Source organism: Streptomyces sp. NPDC048415 (assembly GCF_040651675.1).
In the GTDB taxonomy this organism is placed as follows: domain Bacteria; phylum Actinomycetota; class Actinomycetes; order Streptomycetales; family Streptomycetaceae; genus Streptomyces.
Genome location: NZ_JBEZKJ010000006.1, coordinates 1 through 24,346 on the forward strand (window position 1 = coordinate 1; position 24,346 = coordinate 24,346).

23 protein-coding genes and 2 pseudogenes are annotated in these 24,346 nt (G+C 69.0%); 13 read left to right on the forward strand and 12 right to left on the reverse strand.

The features are described 5' to 3' along the window. The 4 genes from AB0D27_RS06510 to AB0D27_RS06525 form a co-directional block, all read left to right on the forward strand. Nucleotides 1-181, forward strand: a 181-nt coding sequence (locus tag AB0D27_RS06510; protein ID WP_362502914.1) for a hypothetical protein, incomplete at its 5' end; no start/stop codon positions are given. Beyond that, a complete protein-coding gene (locus AB0D27_RS06515; protein ID WP_362502917.1) occupies nucleotides 171-1,256 on the forward strand; it encodes a 2-oxoacid:ferredoxin oxidoreductase subunit beta in 1,086 nt (361 codons plus the stop codon). The genes AB0D27_RS06510 and AB0D27_RS06515, both read left to right, overlap by 11 nt. After that, nucleotides 1,225-1,545, forward strand: a complete 321-nt coding sequence (fdxA, locus tag AB0D27_RS06520; RefSeq protein WP_362502920.1) for a ferredoxin — start codon at nucleotides 1,225-1,227, stop codon at nucleotides 1,543-1,545. Before AB0D27_RS06515 ends, fdxA begins: the two co-directional genes overlap by 32 nt. Next, complete coding sequence (locus AB0D27_RS06525) at nucleotides 1,542-2,294, forward strand: methyltransferase domain-containing protein (protein WP_362502923.1); 753 nt, start codon at nucleotides 1,542-1,544, stop codon at nucleotides 2,292-2,294. The genes fdxA and AB0D27_RS06525 overlap by 4 nt, the downstream gene beginning before the upstream one ends. A gap of 1 nt (nucleotide 2,295) precedes the next feature. On the opposite strand, the gene AB0D27_RS06530 is transcribed toward AB0D27_RS06525, so the two are convergent. From AB0D27_RS06530 to AB0D27_RS06550, 5 genes and pseudogenes are all read right to left on the reverse strand, one after another. Next, on the reverse strand, nucleotides 2,296-3,075 hold the full coding sequence (locus tag AB0D27_RS06530) for an exodeoxyribonuclease III (protein ID WP_362502926.1): 780 nt from the start codon (nucleotides 3,073-3,075) through the stop codon (nucleotides 2,296-2,298). A gap of 117 nt (nucleotides 3,076-3,192) precedes the next feature. Then, on the reverse strand, nucleotides 3,193-3,828 hold the full coding sequence (locus AB0D27_RS06535; protein ID WP_362502929.1) for an MBL fold metallo-hydrolase: 636 nt from the start codon (nucleotides 3,826-3,828) through the stop codon (nucleotides 3,193-3,195). Between the two features lie 63 nt (nucleotides 3,829-3,891). Further along, nucleotides 3,892-5,190 carry a 4-carboxymuconolactone decarboxylase gene (gene pcaC / locus AB0D27_RS06540; protein ID WP_362502932.1) on the reverse strand — a complete coding sequence of 433 codons (1,299 nt, stop codon included), beginning with the start codon at nucleotides 5,188-5,190 and terminating at the stop codon, nucleotides 3,892-3,894. Between the two features lie 13 nt (nucleotides 5,191-5,203). Further along, nucleotides 5,204-5,559, reverse strand: a pseudogene (locus tag AB0D27_RS06545) (transposase); the annotation flags it as partial. Nucleotides 5,560-5,732: 173 nt separating this feature from the next. Next, on the reverse strand, nucleotides 5,733-8,519 hold the full coding sequence (locus tag AB0D27_RS06550) for a SpoIIE family protein phosphatase (protein WP_362502935.1): 2,787 nt from the start codon (nucleotides 8,517-8,519) through the stop codon (nucleotides 5,733-5,735). A gap of 494 nt (nucleotides 8,520-9,013) precedes the next feature. Here AB0D27_RS06550 and AB0D27_RS06555 point away from each other — a divergent pair, with 494 nt between their 5' ends. Continuing rightward, complete coding sequence (locus AB0D27_RS06555; protein WP_362502938.1) at nucleotides 9,014-9,397, forward strand: hypothetical protein; 384 nt, start codon at nucleotides 9,014-9,016, stop codon at nucleotides 9,395-9,397. A 558-nt stretch (nucleotides 9,398-9,955) separates the two neighbouring features. On the opposite strand, the gene AB0D27_RS06560 is transcribed toward AB0D27_RS06555, so the two are convergent. From AB0D27_RS06560 to AB0D27_RS06575, 4 genes are all read right to left on the reverse strand, one after another. Then, the gene (locus AB0D27_RS06560) at nucleotides 9,956-10,729 is read right to left on the reverse strand and encodes a fumarylacetoacetate hydrolase family protein (RefSeq protein ID WP_362502941.1); all 774 of its coding nucleotides are present in this window, start codon (nucleotides 10,727-10,729) and stop codon (nucleotides 9,956-9,958) included. A gap of 103 nt (nucleotides 10,730-10,832) precedes the next feature. Continuing rightward, entirely contained in the window at nucleotides 10,833-12,170 is a 1,338-nt protein-coding gene (locus tag AB0D27_RS06565) for an MFS transporter (RefSeq protein WP_362502944.1), read from the reverse strand. Between the two features lie 321 nt (nucleotides 12,171-12,491). Next, nucleotides 12,492-15,443, reverse strand: coding sequence for an FAD-linked oxidase C-terminal domain-containing protein (locus AB0D27_RS06570; protein ID WP_362502947.1), 2,952 nt, complete (start codon nucleotides 15,441-15,443; stop codon nucleotides 12,492-12,494). Continuing rightward, nucleotides 15,440-16,651: an aminotransferase class V-fold PLP-dependent enzyme gene (locus AB0D27_RS06575; RefSeq protein WP_362502950.1), complete on the reverse strand. Its 1,212-nt coding sequence runs from the start codon at nucleotides 16,649-16,651 to the stop codon at nucleotides 15,440-15,442. The genes AB0D27_RS06570 and AB0D27_RS06575 overlap by 4 nt, the downstream gene beginning before the upstream one ends. A 93-nt stretch (nucleotides 16,652-16,744) precedes the next feature. Between AB0D27_RS06575 and AB0D27_RS06580 the strand changes: the two genes are divergently transcribed. The 8 genes and pseudogenes from AB0D27_RS06580 (at nucleotide 16,745) to AB0D27_RS06615 (ending at nucleotide 22,138) form a co-directional block, all read left to right on the forward strand. After that, complete coding sequence (locus AB0D27_RS06580) at nucleotides 16,745-17,515, forward strand: IclR family transcriptional regulator (RefSeq protein ID WP_362502953.1); 771 nt, start codon at nucleotides 16,745-16,747, stop codon at nucleotides 17,513-17,515. Nucleotides 17,516-17,614: 99 nt separating this feature from the next. Next, the gene (locus AB0D27_RS06585) at nucleotides 17,615-17,719 is read left to right on the forward strand and encodes a hypothetical protein (RefSeq protein WP_362503411.1); all 105 of its coding nucleotides are present in this window, start codon (nucleotides 17,615-17,617) and stop codon (nucleotides 17,717-17,719) included. Nucleotides 17,720-17,812: 93 nt separating this feature from the next. Then, nucleotides 17,813-18,139 carry a putative quinol monooxygenase gene (locus AB0D27_RS06590; RefSeq protein WP_362502956.1) on the forward strand — a complete coding sequence of 109 codons (327 nt, stop codon included), beginning with the start codon at nucleotides 17,813-17,815 and terminating at the stop codon, nucleotides 18,137-18,139. Nucleotides 18,140-18,995: 856 nt separating this feature from the next. Further along, nucleotides 18,996-20,009 carry an alpha/beta fold hydrolase gene (locus tag AB0D27_RS06595; protein ID WP_362502959.1) on the forward strand — a complete coding sequence of 338 codons (1,014 nt, stop codon included), beginning with the start codon at nucleotides 18,996-18,998 and terminating at the stop codon, nucleotides 20,007-20,009. Nucleotides 20,010-20,246: 237 nt separating this feature from the next. Continuing rightward, nucleotides 20,247-20,603 (forward strand): hypothetical protein, encoded by a 357-nt coding sequence (locus AB0D27_RS06600; protein ID WP_362502962.1) that lies wholly within the window; start codon nucleotides 20,247-20,249, stop codon nucleotides 20,601-20,603. Continuing rightward, on the forward strand, nucleotides 20,600-21,460 hold the full coding sequence (locus AB0D27_RS06605) for an FAD binding domain-containing protein (protein ID WP_362502964.1): 861 nt from the start codon (nucleotides 20,600-20,602) through the stop codon (nucleotides 21,458-21,460). The genes AB0D27_RS06600 and AB0D27_RS06605 overlap by 4 nt, the downstream gene beginning before the upstream one ends. After that, nucleotides 21,457-21,882, forward strand: a pseudogene (locus tag AB0D27_RS06610) ((2Fe-2S)-binding protein); the annotation flags it as partial. The gene AB0D27_RS06605 and the pseudogene AB0D27_RS06610, both read left to right, overlap by 4 nt. A 109-nt stretch (nucleotides 21,883-21,991) precedes the next feature. Then, nucleotides 21,992-22,138 (forward strand): hypothetical protein, encoded by a 147-nt coding sequence (locus tag AB0D27_RS06615; RefSeq protein ID WP_362503446.1) that lies wholly within the window; start codon nucleotides 21,992-21,994, stop codon nucleotides 22,136-22,138. 114 nt (nucleotides 22,139-22,252) lie between these two features. On the opposite strand, the gene AB0D27_RS06620 is transcribed toward AB0D27_RS06615, so the two are convergent. From AB0D27_RS06620 to AB0D27_RS06630, 3 genes are all read right to left on the reverse strand, one after another. Then, nucleotides 22,253-22,468, reverse strand: a complete 216-nt coding sequence (locus AB0D27_RS06620) for a hypothetical protein (protein ID WP_362503449.1) — start codon at nucleotides 22,466-22,468, stop codon at nucleotides 22,253-22,255. Nucleotides 22,469-22,648: 180 nt separating this feature from the next. Then, nucleotides 22,649-23,899: a formamidase gene (gene fmdA / locus AB0D27_RS06625; RefSeq protein ID WP_362502967.1), complete on the reverse strand. Its 1,251-nt coding sequence runs from the start codon at nucleotides 23,897-23,899 to the stop codon at nucleotides 22,649-22,651. 87 nt (nucleotides 23,900-23,986) lie between these two features. After that, a complete protein-coding gene (locus AB0D27_RS06630) occupies nucleotides 23,987-24,271 on the reverse strand; it encodes a zinc ribbon domain-containing protein (RefSeq protein WP_362502970.1) in 285 nt (94 codons plus the stop codon). Nucleotides 24,272-24,346: the final 75 nt, after the last annotated feature.

Consider the following 24,346-nt stretch of genomic DNA (forward strand, 5'->3'; position numbering starts at 1 on the left):
CGGTGACGTCCTTCGCTCCTACGACCGCGTCGTGATCCCCGAGATGAACCTCGGCCAGCTCGCCACACTCGTCCGGGCGAAGTATCTGGTCGACGTCCGCAGCCACACCCAGATCAACGGGATGCCGTTCAAGGCCGAACAGCTCGCGCAGGCTCTCTCGGAGGCCCTCCATGCCCATTGAGAAACTGTCCCTGATACCGAGGAGCGAAGTCGCCCTCACCGCACGGGACTTCAAGTCCGATCAGGAAGTGCGCTGGTGCCCCGGCTGCGGTGACTACGCGATCCTCGCCGCCGTCCAGGGCTTCATGCCCGAACTCGGCCTCGCCAAGGAGAACATCGTCTTCGTCTCCGGCATCGGCTGCTCCTCCCGCTTCCCGTACTACATGAACACCTACGGCATGCACTCCATCCACGGCCGCGCCCCCGCCATCGCGACCGGACTCGCCTCCTCCCGACGGGACCTGAGCGTCTGGGTCGTCACCGGTGACGGCGACGCCCTCTCCATCGGCGGCAACCACCTCATCCACGCCCTGCGCCGCAACGTCAACCTGAAGATCCTCCTCTTCAACAACCGGATCTACGGCCTCACCAAAGGCCAGTACAGCCCCACCTCCGAAGTCGGCAAAATCACCAAGTCGACACCGATGGGCTCACTCGACGCGCCCTTCAACCCGGTGTCGCTGGCCATCGGCGCGGAAGCATCCTTCGTGGCGCGGACCGTGGACTCCGACCGCCAGCACCTCACCGGCGTCCTGCGCCAGGCCGCCGCCCACCCCGGCACCGCCCTCGTCGAGATCTACCAGAACTGCAACATCTTCAACGACGGCGCCTTCGAAGCCCTGAAGGACAAACAGCAGGCCGAGGAAGCCGTCATCCGCCTCGAACACGGACAACCCATCCGCTTCGGCACCGACGGCACCCGAGGAGTCGTACGCGACCAGCAGACCGGCGACCTGAAGGTGATCACCGTGACACCGCAGAACGAAGCCCACGTCCTGGTCCACGACGCCCACTCGGCATCCCCGACCACCGCCTTCGCCCTCTCCCGCCTAGCCGACCCCGACACCCTCCACCACACCCCGATCGGCGTCTTCCGCTCCGTCGACCGCCCGGTCTACGACACACAGATGGCCGACCAGCTCGACACCGCCATCGAACAGAACGGCAAGGGCGACCTCGCCGCCCTCCTGACCGGAAACGACACCTGGAACGTGGAGAGCACTCATGACCTACGTCATCGCGCAGCCCTGCGTTGATCTGAAGGACAAGGCCTGCGTCGACGAATGCCCCGTCGACTGCATCTACGAAGGCGCCCGCAAGATGTACATCAATCCGGACGAGTGCGTGGACTGCGGGGCCTGCGAACCCGTCTGCCCCGTCGAGGCCATCTTCTTCGAGGACGACACTCCCGAGGAGTGGGCGGACTTCCGCAAGGCAGATACCGAGTTCTTCGCCGAGCTCGGCTCGCCGGGCGGTGCCTCCGGTCTCGGTCCCCTCGAGCGCGACCACCCCGTGGTCGCGAACGCGCCGCTGCCGACGGCATGACACCGCCGTACCCGCTCGGCAGTTCCGACCGGGAGCACCGGAGGCTGACGGCGCAGGCCCGCATTCTGCGCCCCTGGACCGAGCGCTTCCTTCGCCGCGGCGGCCTGCGCCCCGGCATGTCGGTGCTCGATCTCGGCTCGGGGATCGGCGATGTCTCTCTGCTGGCAGCGGAGATCGTCGGTCCCCGGGGCCGGGTCCTCGGCCTCGACAGGGACCCGGTGATCGCCGAGAAGGCACGGGCGCGCGCGGCGCGCGAGGGACTGGCGGACGTGGTCCGGTTCGAGGTCGCCGACCTCCAGGAGTTCACGGCGCCGAGGCAGTTCGACGCCGTGATCGGCCGGTACGTGCCGCTCTGTCAGCGGGACCCGGCGGCCGCCCTGCGGCGTTTCGTCGACTGCGTCCGCCCCGGCGGGATCGTGGTGTTCCGCGACTTCGACGTGACGAACGCGTCGCCGTCGTGGCCGAAGTGCCCGGTCTGGGACGGGAGTTACCGGCTGCTCTCGGACGTCCTTCGGGTCACCGGCGCGACACCGGACATCGGGCGCCGACCCAGCCGATGTTTTATGGACGCCGGGCTGCCGCACCCCGTGGTCGAGTCGCTGACGCCCGTCGCCTCGGCGCCGGGCTCTCCTCTGCTCGACGGGCGCCGCACCGCTGGGACGCTCGGCCCCGTCCATTACGGCGCGCGGGCGCGCGTCCCCCGCTCGACGGGCGCCGCACCGCTGGGCCTCGGACCGCAGTTGCCCTGAGCTACATGTCCAGGTCCACCACGACCGGCGCGTGGTCCGAGGCGCCCTTGCCCTTGCGCTCCTCGCGGTCGACATACGCGTCGGTGACCGACTTCGAGAACGCCTCGTTCCCGTAGACGAGGTCGATGCGCATGCCGCGGTTCTTGGGAAAGCAGAGCTGGCGGTAGTCCCAGTAGGTGAAGGGGTGCTCGTACTTGAGCGGGCGCGGGACCACGTCCGAGAGGCCCGCCTCGCGCAGGGCGGCCAGCGCGGCGCGTTCGGCCGGGGTGACATGGGTGAGGCCCTCGAAGGCGGCCACGTCGTAGACGTCGTCGTCCGTCGGCGCCACGTTGTAGTCCCCCATCACCGCGAACGGCCGGCTGCCCGCCGCGTCACCGGCGATCGCGGCCTTCAGGGCCTCGAACCACTGGAGTTTGTACGCGAAGTGGGGGTGGTCCACCTCGCGGCCGTTCGGCACGTACACCGACCAGACGCGGACCGGGCCGCAGGTGGCGGAGATGGCCCGGGGCTCCTCGACGCCGTCGAATCCGGGATCACCGGGCAGGCCCTTGACCACGTCTTCCACGCCGACTCGGGAGAGCACCGCGACGCCGTTCCACCGTCCCGTCGCGTGCACCGCCGCCTCGTAGCCCAGCTCGCGCAGCTGGTCGGCGGGGAACTGGTCGGCCGCGACCTTGGCCTCCTGGAGGCACAGCACATCCGTGCCGCTGCTCTCCAGCCAGGCCAGCAGCCTTGGGAGACGGGCGGTGATCGAGTTCACGTTCCAGGTGGCGATACGCATGTCCCACAACCTACCGGCCGGGTACGACAACGGGTCCGGCGGTGGCACGGGTCCGGGTCACCTGCTCCCCCGCCGGCGATGACCGACGAGGGGCCGGCGCTGCTGAAGGGGTGGCGCTCAGACCTCGGCCGACGACCCCGGTGTGAGCCGCAGGTGCTCCGAGCCGCCCAGGGCGCCGATCTGCTGGTCGTAGATCGGCCGGGCGAGGTCGGTGAGCAGGGCGTCGTGGATGTCGTACGCGCGTTGCGGCTTGACCTCGCGGACGTACTCGATGACCTCGGAGATCTTGTTCCAGGGGGCCATGACCGGGAGCATCAGCGTCTCGACCGGCTGGTCGGGGACGGTGAGGGCGTCGCCGGGGTGGAAGACGCGGCCACCGTCGATGAGAAAGCCGACGTTGGTGATGCGCGGGATGTCCGGGTGGATCACGGCGTGCAGTTCGCCGTGCACCTGGACGTCGAAGCCCGCCGCGGTGAATGTGTCGCCGTGGCCGACCGTGTGCACCCGGCCCGGGAAGGCGGCGGAGATCGCCTCGGCGACGGACCTCAGGGTCCAGATCTCGGCCGCCGGATTGGCCTCCATGCCCGCCCGCAGCCGCTCCTCGCTGAAGTGGTCGGCGTGCTCGTGTGTGACGAGGACGGCGTCCGCGCCCACGGCGGCGTCCTCCTCGCTGAAACCGCCGGGATCGATGACGAGCGTCCGCCCGTCCTTCTCGAGACGAACGCAGGCATGCGACTTCTTCGTGAGTTTCATAGATCCATCCTGCCCCGGTACCGGCCCGGGGGCTCACTCCTGGGCGGCGCCCCGCCCGGGGGCTCACTCCTGGGGAGTGGTCTCCTCGCGGATGATCCGCTGTGCCACCTTGAAGGCACTGTTGGCGGCCGGTACGCCGCAGTAGACGGCGGCCTGCAGCAGCACCTCCTTGATCTCCACCGGGGTGAGTCCGTTGCGGAGGGCGGCGCGGGTGTGGAAGGCGAGTTCGTCGAGGTGGCCGCCCGCGACCAGCGCGGTGAGGGTGACACAGCTGCGCGAACGCCGGTCGAGCCCGGGCCGGTCCCAGATCTCGCCCCACGCGTACCGGGTGATGAACTCCTGGAAGTCCCCCGAGAACTCGTCCGCCGAGGCCAGCGCCCGGTCGACGTGCGCGTCCCCCAGCACCTCGCGCCGTACCTTGATCCCCGCGTCGTAGGGATCGGGGCGGCCCCCCATGACCTCGGGCTGCGCGACAGCCGGGGCGATCTCGGCGAGGGGTGCGACCGGCGGGGGTGCGGCCAGCACCGGCTTGACGGGGGCGGCCGGGATCGCCATCTGGCCGGTGGTCGAGTCGAAGGCGGGCTGCCAGGCGGTGGAGAAATGCCGTACGAGCAGATCCGTGACGGCGGCGGGCTGCTCCACGGGAACCAGATGCGAGGCGCCGGGCACGACCGCGAGGCGGGCGTCCGGTATCCCGGCGACCAGCGTGCGCGCCTCTGCGGGCCCGGTGACCTGGTCGTCGGAGCCGACCAGGACGAGCGTGGGGACGCCGATACGGCCCAGCTCGGCCCGTACGTCGAACGCGGCGAGTGCCTCGCAGGCAGCGATGTAGCAGCCGGGGTCGGTGGTGCGCACCATCTGCACGGCCCACTCGGTGATCGCGGGCTGGGCCGCGGCGAACCCGCCGGTGAACCAGCGCTCGGGCGAGGTACGAGCGATCGGGTCGAGGCCGTTCGCGCGCACGATCACACCGCGCTGCCGGAACTCGTCGGCCGTACCGAACCGCGGCGAGGCGGCGATCAGCGCGAGCGAGGCGAGGCGCTCCGGGTGGCGCAGCGCCAGCTCGATCCCGATGGCCCCGCTGAACGCGCAGCCGGCGTACCCGAAACGCTGCACGCCGAGCCCGTCGAGCGTGGCGAGCAGCCGCCCGGCGAGTTCACCGACCGAACCCGCCGGATAGGCGGGCGCTCCGCCGTGTCCCGGCAGGTCGAACCGGAACACCCGCCAGCTCTTCGCGAGCTCCGGAACCTGCCTGTCCCACATGTGCCATGTGGTACCAAGGGAGGGACCCAAGATCAGGACGGGAGCGTCTTCTGGCCCGTCAAAGCGGTATTGCAGGGTGTTCGTCGCACTCTCACTCACGCCTTGCACGCTCTCACATCTCACGACTGCCCCTATGACGGGGGGCGGGCTGTGTGGGCCTGACCAGGTGGAAGACCTCCCGGGCGGGCGTAGCGTTTGAGGCATCGGACGATTTCGCGTCGGGTCTTGCCCTCCTTGATGCGGCGTTCATAGTAGTTCTGGGTGCGCGGGTCGAAGCGCAGACGAGTCTGCACGATCCGGTGCAGGGCGGCGTTGGACTGCCGGTCGCCGCCAAGGTTGCGGCGACGGTTGAGGCGACGGAACTGCCGACTGCCCGAGGAACGCTCGACAGGGCTGACCCCGCACAGCGCGGCGGAAGGACGCCTCACTGCGCAGGCGTTCCGGGTTGTCCCCGATCGTGATCACCATGCAGCTCTCGTAGCACCCAGGGGTGCCGAAACCGCTCGCTGTGGGTGGACTGGGCGCCGGGGGCCGGACACGCCGGATGCCCGCACTGCCGCACGGCGCTGCACGAACTGGCCGTGCTCGACCGGACCTGCACCTGGGCCTCCGTCGGTTCCGACGACCCGTGCGTCTCCGCCTCACCCAGCGGGCGGTAGAGGTTGCTCGGCCCAGATGGTCTTGCCGTGGGTGCTGTGCCGAGTTCCCCAGCGCTGGGCCAGCAGGGTCACCATGGCCAGGCCGCGTCCGCCTTCATCGGTCTCGGCGGCGCGGCGGACCCGGGGAGTGGTGGCGCTGCCGTCGGACACCTCACAGATGAGGGACTGGCTGTGGAGGAGGCGGAGTCGGACCGGCCCCCGGGCGTGCCGGACGGCGTTGGTGACCAGTTCACTCACGAGCAGTTCGGTGACGTCGCCCAGGGGCTCCAGCCGCCAGGCCCTCAGCTGGTCGGCGGCCAGGGCCCGTGCCTCGCCGGCGGCGATGGGGCCGTCGGGCAGCGGCCAGTCGGCAATATGTTCGCGGGCCAGGCGGCGCGGCCTGGCGAGGAGCAACACGGCGTCGTCATCGGCACCGTCCGGGGTGGTCAGCGCGGTGGCCAGGGTGTCGCACAGGCGGTCCAGCCCGGGAGTGGTCTCCGCACGTGTCAGGGGGTCGGCCAGCGCGCCAGTGATGGCCGCGGTCAGCGCGGTGATGCCGCTGTCAATGTCCCGGCCGCGGGTTTCCACCAGTCCGTCGGTGTAGAAGACGAGCAGACTGTCCTCGGGCAGCTCCAGCTCGACCGTCTCGAACGGCGGGTTCCCCACCCCAAGGGGCGGATTGTTCGGCAGATCGAGGATGTCGATGGCGCCACCCGGGCGCACGAGCTCCGGGGGCGGATGCCCGCACCGCGCGAAGATCGCGCTGCCGGCCGTGGGGTCGTAGACGGCGTACAGGAAGGTGGCGTAGAAGTCCTCGCCGAGGCGCGCGACGAGGTCATTGAGGTGTGTGAGCAAGTCATCGGGCGGCAATTCCAGGTCCGCGAGTGTGTGGACCGCGGTACGGAGCCGGCCCATGGTCGCCGCCTCGGACAGGCCGTGCCCCATCACGTCGCCGATGACCAGGGCGACCCGCTCTCCCGAGAGCGGGATCACGTCATACCAGTCGCCGCCGACCTCCAGGCCCTCGCTGGCGGGCAGGTAGGACACCGCGGTGATCGCGCCGGGCAGCTGCGGGAGGCCCTGGGGAAGCAGGCCGCGCTGTAGTTCTACGGCACGAGCATGTTCGGCGTCGTAGAGCCGGGCCCGCTCCAGGGCCTGTGCGACCAGTCCGCTCAGGGCGGCGAGCAGGGTGCGCTCGTCCTCGTCGAGTGCGCCCGGCTCCGGGAAGGCGATGATGGAGCAGCCGATGGGCCTGCCGGATGCGATCAGGGGCAGGAAGGCCCATGACCGCATGCCCGATGGCTCGATCCGCCATTTCAGGTGGGGGTAGCGGCGGCCGTATTCGCCGGCCGAGCCGATGAAGACGGGGGTACGGGTGCGCAGCGCCTCGGAGGTCGGCGACACCTGGGTCACTGGAGCCGCTTCGAGCACGCTCAGGAAGCTATCCGAGTATCCGGCGTGACCGGCGACACGCAGCTGGTCCCCTTCCAGGGTCTGGACTGCCAGCCCGGTCGCTCCGAACGGGGCGAGGAGATGATCGCCGACGGCACTCACGACGTCCTGCACGGTCACCGCCTCGGAAAGTGCCGCGGTCAGTTCCTGGGTCCTGGTAGTGCGCAGCGCCGCCCCGTGCTCGACCCGGCCCCGCTCCGCATCGCGCACATGCGATTCGGTGATGTCGCTGAACGACAGCGTCAGTCCATCGTCGTGCGAGGTGAGCCGAAGGCGGTACCACGTACTGAGAGACGGGAGGTGCACGTCGAGATCCGTGGGCAGCCCGGAGGCGGCGGCCTGACGGCAGCGGGCTTCCAGATCGGGCTCCCCGCTGTACGGAACGGCCTCCCACACTGTCCGACCCAGCAGATCGCTCCGGGAGGTATGGAGTATCCCCTCGGCCTGGGCATTGACGTAGACGATCCGCCCGTCGCCGCCCGCCATGACCACGCCGTCGGTCGGACGCCTCAGCACGTATCCATGGCCGTGCCGGGTCGTGTGGCTCCTGGTGTTGTCGAAAAGCGTCCCCACCACACGACCCGGCTCATCATCGGGTCCGGGCAGGACCAGGCCGCTGAACCGCACCCAGCGCATGTCACCGGCCGGGCGCACGATCCGGTACTCGCCGTCGTAACGCTCGAGTACCGCCCTGGGCAACGAAGCCAAGGGGAGGTCGTCCGGGTGCACCATCCGTGCCCAGGTCTCGTAACTGGAGTCGAAAGATTCCGGTTTCAAGCCGAAGATCAGGCAGGAACGGTCGTCGAGACAGAGCTGACCGGTGCGGACGTTGCGGTCGAACGTGCCCACCTGGGCCGCGTCGATCATCCACCGCGGCGCTTTGCCGGGTTCGGACGGCGTGTCGGCTGTCGTCCTGTCCTCGCTGCGGGCCAGACCTGCGAGGTGGCTGTCGAGCCGGGTGGCCGCCGCCCTCAGGGAAATCCAGGCCTCGCCCAGGGCCTCGGCGCGGTCGAGCAGCACCGACAGCGCTCCCACCGGGGCCGTCCGCGGGCCCAACGGCTGGACCAGGACACGGGCGCCGTGAGGGCAGGCCGCCCCGGGGCCTGGACGGCTCCCGAGCTGGCCGGAGACGTCCAGGGGCCCTACCGGATGGCCACTTCGCACCGCTTGCGCCTGCGCGAGATCCTGGTCGACGGGCAGCTGGTTCCACGCTTCGGCGAACACCGGGGGCAGGCCGACCATGGCGAACAGCCGCAGGCACATCCGCTGGGGCTCCAGGAAGTGGATGGCGGCTCCCAGCGAATCCGTCCGGGACGAGAGATGCTGGAGTGTCCGCACAAGTGGCTCAGCGGCATCCCTGCCGGCGTGCGACCACTCCCCCAGGAAAGCACCGGTCGTCCCGGCCCAGGAGGGCGTGACATCGTGCTCGGCTTCCGCGGGACGGATTGCGGAGCTCTCTCGGGGGTCTGGAGGTTGCTTCCGCCATTTCACGGGCGCTCCGTCGCCTCTGATCACCGCAGCCACGCTGGGTGAACGCTTGGGTGCACTTAGCACGGTATGACAACAATGACATACTACCTTCCGTTTTCTTACCTTCCGTTTTCTGCCTTTTCCGAAGGACCCGGATTTTCCGAGGGCCCGGACTCGCGCCGGCTCCACTGACCCACACCCGTTCCACCCAGACGATGGGGTCGGACGCCCTTTCGGGGACATCGAAGGCCGGCTGCTGTACGGCGAGCCGTGCCCCCGACCCGCGATAGGTCGAGGGCACGGCCCGGGATGGGGCGGGGCGGTGGTCAGCCGTCGCTTGCCGCCAACTACCGTCGGCCGACGTGCCGTTCGCGTCCTGGGACTTGCTGGTGTACTCCTTCGATTCCATGGGTGAGGGCATGGTCGTCGGTTTCGACGGCGTGCCGATCGTGACCGGGGGCGGACGCCCGGACGAGATCATCACCGCCGAGGTGCGGCCACGGCTGGCCGACGAGGCGCGCCGGGTGTGGGGCGTGGAGAACAACATCTACCAGTTCGGCCACCGCGGCTTCACGGCGGTACGCGGCGGCGCCCAGGACTGCCCCTACACCTACATGCGGGACATGGTCGCCGGGCGGTACCGGCTGCCGTGGGAGGACGAGGTCCAAGTGACGGACGGCACCAGCTCCGGCTTCCCGGCGCCGACCCGCAGCTACCGCGGAGCAGACGCCTCCGCCGGCTCCTGACAACGTCCTTCTGACAGCTCCTACGACTCCTCGCGAGCACTGCGGTCCTGACACCCGAGCAGGTGCCGGGGCCGCCGCGGGTAGGTGACCGGTCCCGCTCGGCCACCGCGGACCGTGGGGTGCCGAAAACGCCATCCGTGGCGTGACGTGCGCGTTCTCCGAAACCAACCACAGGCGGCCCATGCCAGGAGGCGATAACGACCGGTCTGCTGCTGCGCTTGGCCTACCTCGCCACCCTCCACGTCTTCGGGTTCATGCGAATCCTGCGGCGCAGCTGCGTCGACCAACGCATCGAGATCCCTGTGTTGCGGCATCAACTTGTCGTGCTCCGGCGCCAGGCCGCCCAATGCAGGCGGCCGGGCACTCCTCACGGGAAGACCCACCCGCCGCACCGGGGGCCGACCCACCACCCGCACCTCCTTTCGCGAGGAGTGGGAGCAACACACCCGCCGCGCGCTCGGGGCCAGGCGTTCCCAGCGGCCTTCCGCCAGGGCGACAGCCCGAGCGTCGAAGACGCCGTCGGCTGCGCCCTGCGGCTTCCGGGGCGCCTGCCGCGCCTCACACGTCGGGGGCCTGCGGTCCCAGCACCGGGTTGGAGAGCGTGCCCACGCCCTCGATCCGGACCTCCACCCGGTCCCCGGGGACCAGCGGTCCGACGCCTGCGGGGCTGCCGGTGAGCAGCACGTCACCTGGTTGAAGGGTGATCCAGCGGGTGACGAAGGCCAGCAGTTCCCCCACGCCGAACACCATCTCCGCGGTGGAGCCGTCCTGGACCGTCCGGCCGTTGACCAGGGTGCTCAGCCGCAGTGATGCCGGGTCGGCGATCTCGGTCTCGATCCACGGCCCGAGCGGGCAGAAGGTGTCCGCGCTCTTGGCCCTGGTCCACTGCCCGTCCGCGCGCCAGTCGTCCGCGGTGATGTCGTTGGCACAGGTGTACCCGAGCACGTAGTCGGCGAACGATGCCGCGGGGACCCCGTAGGCGGTGCGGCCGATCACGACGGCCAGTTCCCCCTCGTACTCCAGCCGCCGCAGCCCCGCCGGGCGGATCACCGCCGCACCCGGCCCGACCACAGCGTTGGGGGCCTTGAGGAACAACGGCGGCTGGGTCGGCCACGGCCGCTGCTTTTCGGCTATCTGGCCTGCGTAGTTGCTCCCCGCGCACACGATCACTCGCGGGTCGCACGGCGCGAGCAGCTCGACCTCGTCCAGGGCCGCGACCCTCGGGCCGGGCCTCCTGCGGCCGAGCGGGCCGTCCCCCACGTCATGGACGCACTCGCCCACTAGCGCACCGACACCGGTGTGCTCTCCCTTCCGATATCTGATCAACCGCATCGATCATCTCTCCTCTCCGAGCCCTCCGGGCCGTTGAAATCGTGGACGCCGCGAGCACCAGGCCGTCAGGAGCCGACGGTCTGGTGCCGCAGGTTCTGAACCGTCAGGCGGAGGTGACGGCGGGTGCATCCTCCGTCCCCGCCGTTCCGGTACGGTCGGGCGGAGCGCTCGTGGCCTCGCGCAACTTCTTTCGCAGCGTGAGGACGAGTAGCGCGGCCACACCGAAGACCAGGCCGAAGAAGACCTGAGTGAGTGCGTATCCGCCCCCGCTGATATCGCTGAGCCATCCGCCGATGTAGGGCCCGATGAAGCCGCCGAGGTTGCCGACCCCGTTGATGATGCCGATGCCGGCGCCGGCGGCGGCCACCGGCGTGAGCTTGGTGACCGTCGCCCAGAAGGGGCCGTACCAGGCAATCGACGCCGCGGTGCCCACGATCATCGCTCCGAGAACGAGCCATTTCTGTTGAGCCGAGATCAGTCCCGCACCGGCGAGAACCACGGCTCCGACGCCGAGGACGGCGGACATATGAGTGATGTGCCTGCCGTGACGGTCCGCCGACCGACCTATCAGAATGATCGCGAGGCCGGCGGCAATCTGCGGCAGCATGGCGACAAGACCGACCTTCATATCGGTGTGGAAGGCCGTCTTGAGTACGCTCGGCAACCACATCGAGAGTCCGAGCAGGCCCAGTTGGGTCAACGTGTAGATGAGAGCGAACAGCCACACGATCGGGCTGCCGAACGCAGCCTTGAAAGTGCCGCGGTGTTTGAGTGGCTCGCCTTCCTCGGTACGAGATTGCTCGATGTAGTGACGCTCGTTGTCCGAAAGCCACTCCGCTTTCGCCGGCGTGTCGCGGATGAGGAAGAGCCACGCGGTGAGCCCGACGACGAGTGGGGCGCCGCCCATGATGATGAACATCCAGCGCCAGTCCGCATATGTCAGGATCATGCCTGCGGACGGTGCGGCGATGATGGCCGCGATCGGTGTGTACAGCTTGAAGATCGCATATGCCCGGCTGCGTTCGGCGAACGGGAACCAGGACCGGATGGTGGCCATCAGCGCGGGCTGCACGCCGCCCTCGGCCACCCCGAGCAGGAAACGGACGAGCACGAGTTCGGTGAGGTTGTGCGTAAACCCTGACGCGACCGCGGCTGCACTCCACAGCACCATCAGAATCGCGATCCACCGCCGTGCGCTCCACCGCTCGGCCATGTAGCCGCCGGGGACCTGAAGCAGCAGATAGCCCCAGAAGAAGATGCCGGTCGCGAAGCCCGCTTGAGCCCCGCTGAGGTGCATGTCCTTCTGCAGGTGGGGCAGAGCGAAACTGATGTTTGATCGGTCGATGTAACAGATCACGTAGATGATGACGATGACCGGAAGAATCCTGGTCCATCGCTTCATTTCGGACCGGCGCCGGAAAATTGATGTCTGGGTGGCCAACGACCTACCTCCTTGTAGGTTGTATTTGCACAGTCGCTGCTCGACTTCATGCCGAGCGCTGGGAAAGACGTCTCCGATGGAATAAGCCTCCTCTGCAGCGAGCAATAGTTTTCTCGGGCGGTTCCGCTCGGCGGTCTTTCGATGGGATCGAATTCCGCATTCGGCGGACAGGTGGCCTGTAGGTCGAATTCAATACTCTGGCCACGAGCGGCCGAGATATTTTCAATGTGCCGCCGCTGCAGGGCGGACAATGAAATGACAGGCGGGCGTGTGGGTTCGGCGAAGGCGCAGATCATCGTGCGCACCTTCACTGGGAGGAATTCAGCCGGAACGTCCGGGCTGATCAGGCGACTCGAGCGCGGAGCGAATGAGTTCTACGGGGTGGCTGGCACGACGTCCGCCGCCGTGGGCAATTTGCTGACGACAGGACACGCCAGTGGCCACAAGGACGGTGTCTTCGGAGGCCGCTTTGACGGCTGGGAAGAGGCGGTCGTTTCCTACGGTCATCGACACGTCGTAGTGTTCGGATTCGAATCCGAAAGATCCGGCCATGCCGCAGCATCCGGCGTCGAGTTCGTCAACCTGAACCCCCGGGATCCGCTTGAGCAGTGCCATGGTCGCGGCGGTGCCGACCTCTGCCTTCTGGTGGCAGTGGCCGTGATAAAGCAGCCTGCGCCCGACGAGCCAGGAATCCGCGCGCAGCCGCAGCCGACCGTCGTCGATGGCCTCGCCCAGCAACTCCTCCACCTGCCGTACGCGGCCCGCGACGTCCTTGACTGCCGCGTCGTCGGGCAGCAGTGCCAGGTGCTCGTCCCGCAGGGTCATCAGGCAGGACGGTTCGCAGCCCACGATCGGTGAGCCCGGTTGCCCGGTGGCGCTCAGTGAATGGGCGAGCTTGCGTGCCTTGTCCTTGGCGTCGTCGACCAGCCCCTTGGACAGGCTGGACCTACCGCAGCAGCCACCGCTCTCCAGTTGGACCTGCCATCCGGCCCGTTCCAGCAATTCGATGGCCGCCCGGCCGATGTCGGGCTCGGTGAACGTGGTGAAGGAGTCGGCGAGGAAAGTGACCGTTCCCTGGGTGACGGCGTGCGCCGGACGTGTGTGCCGGCGAAACCAGCGCAGCAGGTTGAGCCGCGCGAACTTCGGCAGTGGCCTGGCGGGCGTGATGCCGATCAGCCGGTCCATCAGAAGGCGCAGCGGCCGACTCCGTCCGGGCAGGTTGGACAGCGGTGCTGTCGCCGAGCCCAGCCGGTTCAGCGACCGGATCGCGCCGAAGATCCGGGACCGCAGGGGAGTCCCGTGCAGGTCATGATGGTGCGACAGCGTCTCGCTCTTGAGCGCGGCCATGTCCACGCCGAGCGGGCACTCGCTCTTGCATGCCTTGCACCCGAGGCACAGATCCAGGATCTCGTGCAGCCGCTCGTCGCCGAGGGCCTCCCGTGGGTCGGGCTGCGACAGCGCCTTGACCAGAGCGTTGGCGCGTCCGCGGGTGGAGTGCTCTTCCTGGCGGGTGGCCATGTACGACGGGCACATGGCGCCGGTGGTGCCTTTGCGGCACAACCCGATGTTCATGCAGCGGTCCGCGGCGCCGCGCATTCCGCCGACCACCTCGAAGGCCAGCCGCGTCCGGATCGGCGTTGCCGGTGGCAGCGCCGGGTCACGCAGGTTGTCCGTCATCGAGGGGGCGTTCACGATCTTGCCCGGGTTCATCCGGTCGTCCGGGTCGAAGACCCGCTTGACCTGGCGCATGGCTTCGTAGAGCTCGTCGCCGAAGAGCTCCCGGTTGAACTCGCTTCTGGCCAGTCCGTCGCCGTGCTCGCTGGAGTTGACGCCGCCGTACTCGGTGACCAGGTCCTTGATCTCCTCCGCGACGGCGCGCATCTTCTGCACCTCCGCCGGATCGGTGAGATCGACGAAGGGGCGGATATGCAGGCAGCCGACCGAGCAGTGCCCGTAGAAGCCGGCCGTCATGTCGTGCCGGTCGAGCACCGCCTTGAAGCGCTGGGTGTAGTCGGCGAGGTGCGCGGGGTCGACCGCGGTGTCCTCCACAAACGCCAGGGGACGGCGTGTGCCGACGCTGGCGGCCATCAACAGGCCCAGGCTTGACTTGCGGACCTTGAGCACGGCCGATTGCTGGTCGGGAGTGACGGCCTGCAGCGTGAAGTAACCGTGGCCGTGGCGCCGCCACAGTGCGCTCACCCGCTGCAGCCGACCGAGGAGCTGCTGCTCGTCGTCCCCGGTGAAGGTCACGAAGAGCAGTGCCTCGGGGTCGCCTTCGAGGATGGTGCCCAGCGACGCGTACTCGATTTTCTGCCGGGACAGATCCAGGATCGTACGATCCATCAGCTCGACGGCGGCCGGATCGCAGGACAGGGCGTCCTCGGTGGCCGCGATGGCGGCGGGCGTCGAGGTGAAGTGCCCGACGGCGATTACCGTCCGGCGCGGCTTGGGCACGAGGTCGACGACGGCCTCGGTGGTGACCACGAGCGTGCCCTCGGAGCCGACGACGAACTTCGCCAGGTCGAACGGGCCGTCCCCGAGGAGCCGGTCGAGCCGGTAGCCGCCGGCCCGGCGCCAGAACGTGGGGAATCCCTCGGCGATGGCGGAGGAGTTCGCTCGCACGATCTCCGGCAGCTGGCGGTAGATGTCGCCCTCGAGCGTGGCCGCCTGCGCCCGGCGTGCCCGCTCGGTCTCGTCCACGGGGGCCAGGTGGGCATAACTCGCGTCGGAGAGGACCACGTCGAGCTCACGCACGTGATCGATGGTCATGCCGTAGCGGACCGATCCGCTGCCAGCCGAGTTGTTTCCGATCATCCCGCCGATCGTGGCGCGGTTGCTGGTCGAGGTGTCCGGGCCGAACATCAGCCCCTGCGGTGCGGCCGCCTGATTGAGCTGGTCCTGCACCACACCCGCCTCGACCCGAGCGGTGCGGTTCTCGGCGTCGATCTCCAAGATGCGGTTCATGTGCCGGGACAGGTCCAGCACCAGGCCCGGTCCGATGGTCTGGCCGGCGAGGCTGGTGCCGGCACCCCGGGGCACCAGCGGCACCCCGAACTCGGCAGCCGCCGCGACCGCGGCCGCCACGTCCCCGGCATGGCGCGGAAACGCCACGCCCACCGGAGTTATCGCATACATGCTCGCGTCCCGTGCGAACAGGTGCCGGGTGTAGTCGTCGAAGGCAACCTCGCCTTCGAGTTCCTGCCGGAGCCTGCGGGCCAGGTCCTGACCGGCAACGTTTTCGGTGGTGGGCACGGAATTGCTGACCGTGGTCACTGTTCGCCTCCTCCTTCCGATCGTCGCTCCGGGCGATTCACCGGGTGTGTGCGCAACAGGTCAAGTGCGGCACTCAGGCCGCCCGGGTCGATCGCCACCCCTGCCAGTTCGAGCCCCATCTGCACGCCGGCGAGGGTTCCGGCCAGGGTCAGGTCGTTGAAGTGACCGAGGTGGCCGATCCGGAAAACCCGCCCCGCGAGCTTGCCCAGGCCGGTACCGAGCGACATGTCGAAGCGGTCCAGGATGATGTGACGGACCTTGTCCGCGTCGTGCTCCTCGCCCAGCAGCACCGCGGTCAGGACACTGGAGTACTCCCGCTCGTCGGCGCACAGCACCTCCAGGCCCCAGCCCCGGACAGCGGCCCGGGTGGCCTCGGCGTGGCGGTCATGCCGTGCGAACACGGCTGGCAGGCCCTCCTCTTCGAGCATGAGCAGGGCCTCCCGCAGCCCGTAGAGCAGGTTGGTGGCTGGGGTATAGGGCCAGTAGCCGCGCTGGTTCGCCTCGAGAATGGGTGTCCAGTCCCAGTAGGAGCGCGGTAGGCGTGCCCGCTCGGCGGCGGCCAGTGCCTTCTCGCTGACCGCGTTGAAGCCCAGGCCCGGGGGCAGCATCAGGCCTTTCTGTGAGCAGCTGATGGTGACGTCGACGCCCCACTCCTGGTGCCGGTAGTCGATCGACCCCAGCGAGGAGATCGTGTCGACAAAGAGCAGGGCGGGATGGCCCGCGTTGTCGATGGCCGCCCGGATCTCCGGCACACGGCCGGTGACCCCGGTGGAGGTCTCGTTGTGGACAACCATCACCGCCGCGATGGAGTGGGTCTTGTCCTCGGCCAGCCGTTCGGCGACAACCTTCGGGTCCACGCCGCGGCGCCAGTCTCCGGGAACGAAGTCGACCTCCAGCCCGAGGTCCTCGGCCATGCCGCGCCACAGGGTGGCAAAATGGCCCGTCTCGAACGCCAGCACACGGTCGCCGGGGCTCAGAGTGTTGACCAGAGCCGCTTCCCACGCCCCGGTCCCGGAGGAGGGGAAAATGATGACGGGACCGCTAGTGCCGAACACTGGCTTGACTCGTTCCAGGACGTCCAGTCCCAGCTCCGCGAAGTCCGGCCCGCGGTGGTCGATGGTGGGTTGCGCGATGGCCCGCAACACTCGGTCGGGGACGCTGGTCGGTCCAGGGATCTGAAGAAAATGCCGTCCACTGCGAGTGGTCACTGATACTCGTCCCCTCTATCGTGCCGTTACACGGCACGCTGTGCCGTAAAAAGGTACGGGGATGCTAGGATCGATCAACCGAGGAGTCAATGGATGCGCGCTGTTCTGAACACCCTGCGGGTGCTGGAGGAGGTCGCGACGCGACAGCCGATCGGCGTCGGCGAACTGGCACGAGTGCTGCAGATGCCCAAGAGTTCCGTCCAGCGCTCGCTGACCACCCTCCATGAGGCGGGGTGGATCCGGCCTGCGAGGGGCGAGATCACCCGGTGGGTGGTGACCACCAAGGCGCTTGACGTGGGCCGGCATGCCAGCGGCGATCTCGGCTTGCGCGACGCGGCCGTACCTCTCATGGAGGACCTGCGCCGGCGCACCGAGGAGACGATTCACCTGACGGTTCCGGAGGACGACAAGATGGTGCTGATCGAGCGGCTGGAGACGGCCAAACCAGTACGGACCAGCATGGCCCTCGGCCATGCCCTTCCGCTTCATGCCTCCGCCAACGGCAAGGCGGTCCTCGCGAACAGCTCTCCCGAGGTGATCGAGCGGCTGCTCGCCAAGGGGCTGCCGCGCTACACCGACACGACGATCACCGATCCGGACCGGTTGCTCGCCGAATTGGACCAGGTACGGGCGCAGGGGTACGCGACCAACAGTGGAGAGTGGCGCTCCGACGTCGGCTCGGTCGCGGCAGTCGTCATGGGCGGCGTCGAGGAGCCCGTCGCGAGCCTCAGTGTCAACATTCCGATGAGCCGCCTGACCGATGAATCCCAAGGCTTTTTCGGCGACATGGTGAGTGAGGCGGCGAAAACCCTCACGGCGCGACTCGGATACATGCCCTCACCCGCCCCGCAGGCACCGGCATAGAGGAATCGATTCCCGTGCCGAGCCTGTCCCGATGACGTATGCAATCAGTCGGTCCTTCGCTGCTGTCAGGGAAGTAGACGCGGATGAACGTGCGCGGACATCGAAGCCGTCGATTTCCGCCTCACCGTGAAGCGGGTCCCCGACCCGGCCGGGGACCGTGTCGTCGTCACGCTGGGCGGAAAGCACCTGCCCTACCAGTGGTGACCCGGTCGTCAGCAGGTGCCGAGCCGCCTGGGCCGGCGTGCAGGGGCGGGCGGCTCCCGTCCCTGCACGCCGAAGCGCGCATAGAATGACTCAATGATCTTCATCGTTGTCAAGTTTCCGGTGAAACCCGAGTACGCCGACGAGTGGCCGGACCGCGTCGCCGACTTCACCACCGGCACCAGGTCCGAGCCGGGCAACAAGTGGTTCGAGTGGTCCCGCAGCATCGAGGACCCCACCACCTACGTGCTGGTCGAGGCGTTCGAGGACGGCGCGGCCGCGGCACACGTGAACTCCGACCACTTCCGCGCGGGGCTGGAGACCATGCGTCCCCTCCTCCGTCGCACACCCGACATCGTGAGCACGACCATCGAGGGCGCGGACGGCTGGAGCGCAATGGGCGAGCTCAAGATCGACGAGTGATCGGGACCGGTCACGGCCTGCGTCGGTGGGAGTCTCCACGTCCCGTTCGGTGAAGGCCTGAGGAAGCGACGCGTCGTTTTCGGTGAGCCTCCCCGCTCGACCAGCGGCCTGGGTCGTTCAGCACCTCGCCCGTTCCGCGGTCCTCGGCCGGATCCACTGAGCGAGGTTGGCGCGTACCGCCGACCGACCGCCCAGCCGTGGGCGGTACGTGTCCTCGGACACACCCTGCCAGACCAGCCAGCAACCACCGATCTCCCCAGGTAAGTGCCCCTTGAAGGGCCGCCGATCTGGGTCTTGGGTGCGCGTCGAAGGGGCCCAAGCAGACAGCTGTCGTCAGCCCGACTCACGGCCCGGCTGCGGGCCGCATCCGCACGCGGGTGCGCGATGGCGGGTCCACCGTCATCCACGCTGCCCGCGATCTGCGCGTGTCCTGGCCGGCCGTGATGGACGCCTTCCGCACCGCCGCGAGAGAGGTGACCCGAGGCGCCGCCGCCCCAGGTGAAGGTGCTGGGCACCGACGAGACCCGGCGGGGCAGGCCGCGCTCTGCCCTGAACCTCCACGGCGCGGTCAGCCGGAGCCACATCACCGGCCGTCCACGCCCACTCTCGCCGCACCGCGCTCCCCCCGTGCATGAACAGGGGCGGGCCTCCAGCCCCCCGGCATGCGACCTGCCGCACTCGGTCGCCGTCGAAGGGGGGAAATGGTTGGGGTTGACAGATTCACCCGGACACAATTACTTTCTACAGAAAGTTTTTCGGGTCGTCGGCGTGCTGTGAACTGCCCTGATCGTGTCTCGAGCTCGGCTGTTGTGACGGCACGGCCGGCATACGGAGCCCTGCGTCAGGAGTTCACGGCATGACTGAGTACCACGTGTTTGATCTGGGTGACTTCACGTTCCAGCACGGCGCGACTTTGCGAGGCGCGAAGCTGGCTTTCCAGACGTACGGCACCCTCAGCGCCGACAAGAGCAACGCCATCGTCTACCCGACGTGGTACTCCGGCCGGCACTGGGACAACGAGTGGCTGATCGGCGAGGGCATGGCCCTGGATCCGAAGAAGTATTTCATCATCGTGCCGAACATGTTCGGCAACGGCCTGTCCAGCTCCCCCAGCAACACGCCCGCGCCGTACGACCGCGCCCGCTTCCCGCGCGTCACCATGTACGACAACGTGCACGCCCAACACCGCCTGGTGACCGAGCACTTCGGCATCGAGCGCCTCTCGCTGGTGACCGGTTGGTCGATGGGCGCCGGCCAGACCTACCAGTGGGCGGTCGCCTATCCGGAGATGGTCGAGCGCATCGCGCCGTTCTGCGGGTCCAGCGTCACCAGCGAGCACAACCAGGTGTTCCTCGAGGGCGTCAAAGCGGCACTGACCGCCGACGAGGCCTTCCGCGGCGGCTGGTACGACAAGCAGCCGACACTCGGCCTACGGGCCGCCGCCCGCGTCTACGCAGGGTGGGGATTCTCCCAGGCGTTCTACTGGCAGCAGGTGTACCAGCAGCTCGGGTTCACCTCGCTCGAGGACTTCCTGGTCGGGTTCTGGGAGGGCTTCTTCCTCGACAACCGGGACGCCAACAACCTGCTCACGATGCTGTGGACCTGGCAGAAGGCCGATGTGGGTCTCACTCCGGACTTCGACGGCGACACCGAGCGGGCGCTGTCGTCCATCAAGGCCAAGGCCTTGGTCATGCCGGCCGAGAAGGATCTGTACTTCCCGCCGGAGGACGAGAAGTGGGCCTGCGGGTTCATCCCCGACGCGGAACTGCGCGTGATCCCCGGTGTGTGGGGCCACTTCGCGGGCGGCGGCAGCAACCCGGTGGACGTGGCGTTCATCGACTCAGCCCTGAAGGAACTGCTGTCCCACTGACCTGTCCCGCCCGAACGGGCGCCGCGGACAGGCCGGCGCCCGGTCCGCACCCGCCGCTCCGCGAGCGCGATCAGCAGGTCGGCCGAGAACGCGGTGTCGCTCCGGCACGGGGCAGGGCGGGACAACGCCACCCCTCACGAACCGACAGCAAACCGGCACAGGGCGCCCCGGCGTAGCGGCGCAGGACGCGGCCCGCCAGCACCCGCCCCGTGCGGAAGCGGACTTGGAGGTCCAGGAATGTTCGGACTCACCACCCGGTGGTCCCTCGAAGGCACCGGAACGCGGGTGAGCGACACCCTGCGCGACTACGTGCGTGACGAGTCGCAGCCACGGTTCACCGGTCGGCCCGGCCTCATCGAGAAGATCTGGACCATGAAGCCGGGTTCCTTCTTCGCCGGCACCTACCTGTGGGCGACCGAGGAGGCCCGCCGCGAGTTCGTGGCCGCCCTGGCCACGGTGCCGTCCAAGGTGACGGACATCGTCGGTCACGGCCCGGACGTCGTCGAGGAGTTCGAGGTCCTGGCCGTGGCCGAAGGCGGCGAGGGCATGGACGGCCTGACCAAGCGCGGAACCGCCTTCGGCCCGGCGGAATGAAGCCGGCGCCCTTCGGCTACGCACGGCCGCGGGACCTTCCCGAGCTCCTGGACGCGTTCGGCGAGGGCGACGTCCTGCTGGCCGGCGGGCAGAGTCTGCTGCCGGACCTCAATGAACGCCGGCGCAGCGCGCGACGTCTGCTGGACATCAACGGCACCGAGGGGCTGAGGCACCTCGACGCCGGCCCGGACGCGCTGGTGCTCGGCGCCGTCACCCGGCACGCCACCCTGGCCGCGAGCCCGCAGGTGCGCGCCGCGGTGCCGGTGCTGTCGGCGGCCGCGGCCCGTGTGGGACACGCCGCCGTGCGCACCCGCGGAACGCTGGGCGGCAGCATCGCCAACGGCGACCCGGCCGCCGAACTGCCCGGCGTGGCGGTGCTGCTGGACGCCCACGCGGAACTGCGCACGGCACGGGACACCCGTACGGCCCCGGTCACCGCGCTGCTGCGGCGCGGTGGGATCGGGCCGGGCGAAGTCCTGGTCAGTGTCACCTTCCCCCGGATGTCCGCTCGCGACGGCTGGGGCTTTCACGAGCTGAGCCGGCCCGGCGCCTACGCGTTCCCGCTGGTGAGCGTGGCCGCCGTGGTGGCCCTGTCGGACGACGGCACCGTGGCGTCGCTGCGGACCGCCGTGACGGGCGCAGGGCCGATCCCGTACGCGCTGGAGAGTACGCGGTCACTGACCGGCCGGGAGCCGGGCCCGGAGTGGGCCGGCGAAGTCGCCGACCGGCTGTCCGGGAGCGCCGACCCCGTGAGCGACGGCTGGGCCGGCGCCGCGTATCGCCGCCGCATGGTGCGCCATCTGGCGCTTCGGGCATTGGCGGACGCGGTCGGCCGAGCAAGGGAGGCTACGCCATGACGCGCGTGGATCTGAACGTCAACGGGCGCCCCTACCGGGTGGACGTCGAGCCGCGCACCCTGCTCTCGGACGCACTGCGCGACGGCTGCGGCCTGACCGGCACCCACGTCGGGTGCGAGCACGGGGTGTGCGGGGCGTGCACCGTGCTGGTGGACAGCCAGCCGGTCCGTTCGTGCCTGATGCTCGCCGTCCAGGCCGACGGGCGGGAGATCACCACCGTCGAGGGTCTCGCGGGGCCGGACGGGCTCCATCCGTTGCAGGAGTCCTTCCGCGCCGAGCACGGCCTGCAGTGCGGCTTCTGCACGCCCGGGATCCTGCTGACTCTGACCTCGCACCTGGCCGAGCACCCTGATGCGACGGAGAAGGAGCTGCGGCACGCGGTGTCCGGCAACCTGTGCCGCTGCACCGGCTACCAGAACATCCTCGCCGCCGCGGTGCGCACCGTGCGGCAAGGCCGTCCTGCCACGCCGTCAGCGCCGCTACAAGGATGCCGGGCTGGTCCGGGACCTGGCGCGCCGCACCGGGGTTCCCATGCCGCTGGCCAACCTGGCGCACGAGCTGTACGGCATGTTCACGCAGGGTCCTGGCGCCGACCGCGACTACTCGTTCGTCAGCACTCTGTTCCAGGACGCCGCCGGTCTGACCATCGCCACCGGCCGCCCTCGTCAGCTGCCGTAGGCAGGCCCCAGGGAGCCATCAACGTCCGGAGTCAATTCCGTTCGGGTCGCTACCCGGCGCGGGGATCCTGCCGCGGTGCGGCCGCCGTGCCGAGGGGCGCGCATGGCTGCCTTTTCAGGGCAGCCGCTGGTCGGCGCGGACCAGCAGAGAGCACAGCTCCTGCGCGCGACCGCCGAGCAGCACGAACAATTCGGACTCCTCCTGCTCCATCCTCTGCTGCAAGGAGCGGTACACAGCCTTCGTGCGCAGCAAGCGAGCCACCCACCGGCTGCCCGACTCGGTCATGGTCACGGTCGAGCAGCGGTTGAAGTCGAAGGTCGACCGGGCCATCGAAGGTGGTCCCAGCTTCTGTCATGCCGATGCTCGGTTTTGGCTGCACGGGATTGGGCTGCCGTGAAGCTGCCCCGAATTCACAGCCCGCCGGCCTGAACGCCGGTCTCGTGGGCCTGTACCTCGTGGGCCTGTACCGGGACCCTGAGACCGGCGTTCGGCCGTCAGTGGAGGATGAGTTCAGAATGAGGCCTTCGGCGCTCCCGGCCCCGGGTCGATCGTCACCGGCCCGCTGCTGCTGGGCGCGACGGGGAAGTCGAAGATGGCCGTGGGGATGTACACCGTCGCACAGGCGTTGGGGATGTCCACGACGCCGGAGAGCCGCCCCTCGATGGGAGCTGCGCCCAGCAGGAGGTAGGCCTGCTCGGGGCTGTAGCCGAACTTCGTCAGGTAGTCGATCGCGTGCAGGCACGCCCGCTGGTAGGCGAGGTGCGAGTCGAGGTACTTCTGTTCTCCCTCGAGGGTGACGGAGGTCCCGGAGAACGCGATCCACTGGGAGTACTGGGGATCGGTGTTGCCGGGCATGAAGATGGCGTTCTCCGAGACGCCGTAGGTCTCCATGCCGCCGGGGATGATGTCGACGCGCAGATCGATGTAGCCGCCCATCTCGATGGCCCCGCAGAAGGTGATCTCACCGTCACCTTGCGAGAAGTGCAGGTCACCGACGGACAGGTTCGCACCGTCGACGAAGACCGGGTAGAAGACCCGGCTCCCCTTCGACAGGTTCTTGATGTCCTGGTTGCCGCCGTTCTCCCGAGGCGGTGCCGTGCGCGCGGCCTCACCGGCGATACGGGCGGTCTCGCCCGCCGGAGCGCCGCCGAGGATCGCGGAGTCGGGCTGCGGCGGCAGGGCGAGCGGCGGCACCCTGTCGGGGTCGGTCGCGATGAGCGCGGCCTCACGGGTGTTCCAGGAGGTCAGCAGCGACTTGCTCGGAGCCGTTCCCATGAGGCCGGGGTGGACGATCCCCGTGAAGGAGACGTGGGGGATGTGCCGGGATGTCGCCACGCCCCCGGAGAAGTCCCAGACCGCCTTGTAGGCGTCGGTGAACTGCTCGGTGAGGAAGCTGCCGCCGTTCTCCTTGGCGAAGATCCCGGTGTAGCCCCAGCCCTGACCGGCCAGGGGGCCGGTCTCCTGCGGGATCGGGCCCACGTCGAGGATGTCGACGATGAGGAGGTCGCCCGGCTTGGCGCCCTCGACCCCGATCGGCCCCGACAGGGTGTGCACGGCGTTGAGGGGGGCGTTGAGTATGTCCTCCGCCGAGTCGTCGTTCTTGATCGCGCCGTCGAACCACTCGCGGCAGTCCACCCGGAAGGACTCGCCGGGCTTGACCGTGACGGCGGCCGGGATCTCCGGGTGCCACCTGTTGTGACCCAGCAGCTTCTGTTCGGTGAACGGCTTGGTCGAGTCCAGCGGGAAGATCACATCTGGCATGTCGGCTCCTGGTCGGCGCACGAAGTGCGGTGGGTGTCATACGCGTCGCCGGGTCGCTGAGTTGCGGGCGGCGACGCGGATCGGTCATCAGGGACGGGGAAGCTTGGCGTGCAGGGGGTTGCGGGAGACAGGCCGCGGTGAGGTCTGCCGGCCCGGCAGCGACTCCGTAACAGCGGGCTCGCTCGCCGTGCGCTTCGTCGCGTCGAGGAGCTTCATGGCGGTCGACGGGCCGACGCCGAGGTGGGGCGCGGAGAAGATCCGCCGCGCGGCGCCGCCGCACGCCTGGCAGTCAAGCTGCGCGGGAACCGAGGCCATCGGGAAGGCGGCGTCGAACTCTCCACAGGCCGCGCAGCGGAACGCGTAGGTGGGCACGGTCCTCTTACTCCTTCAGCTCACGCCCGTGGGCAGGCCACCCACCGGGCATTCGGCCCCCCACGGTGTTCCTGG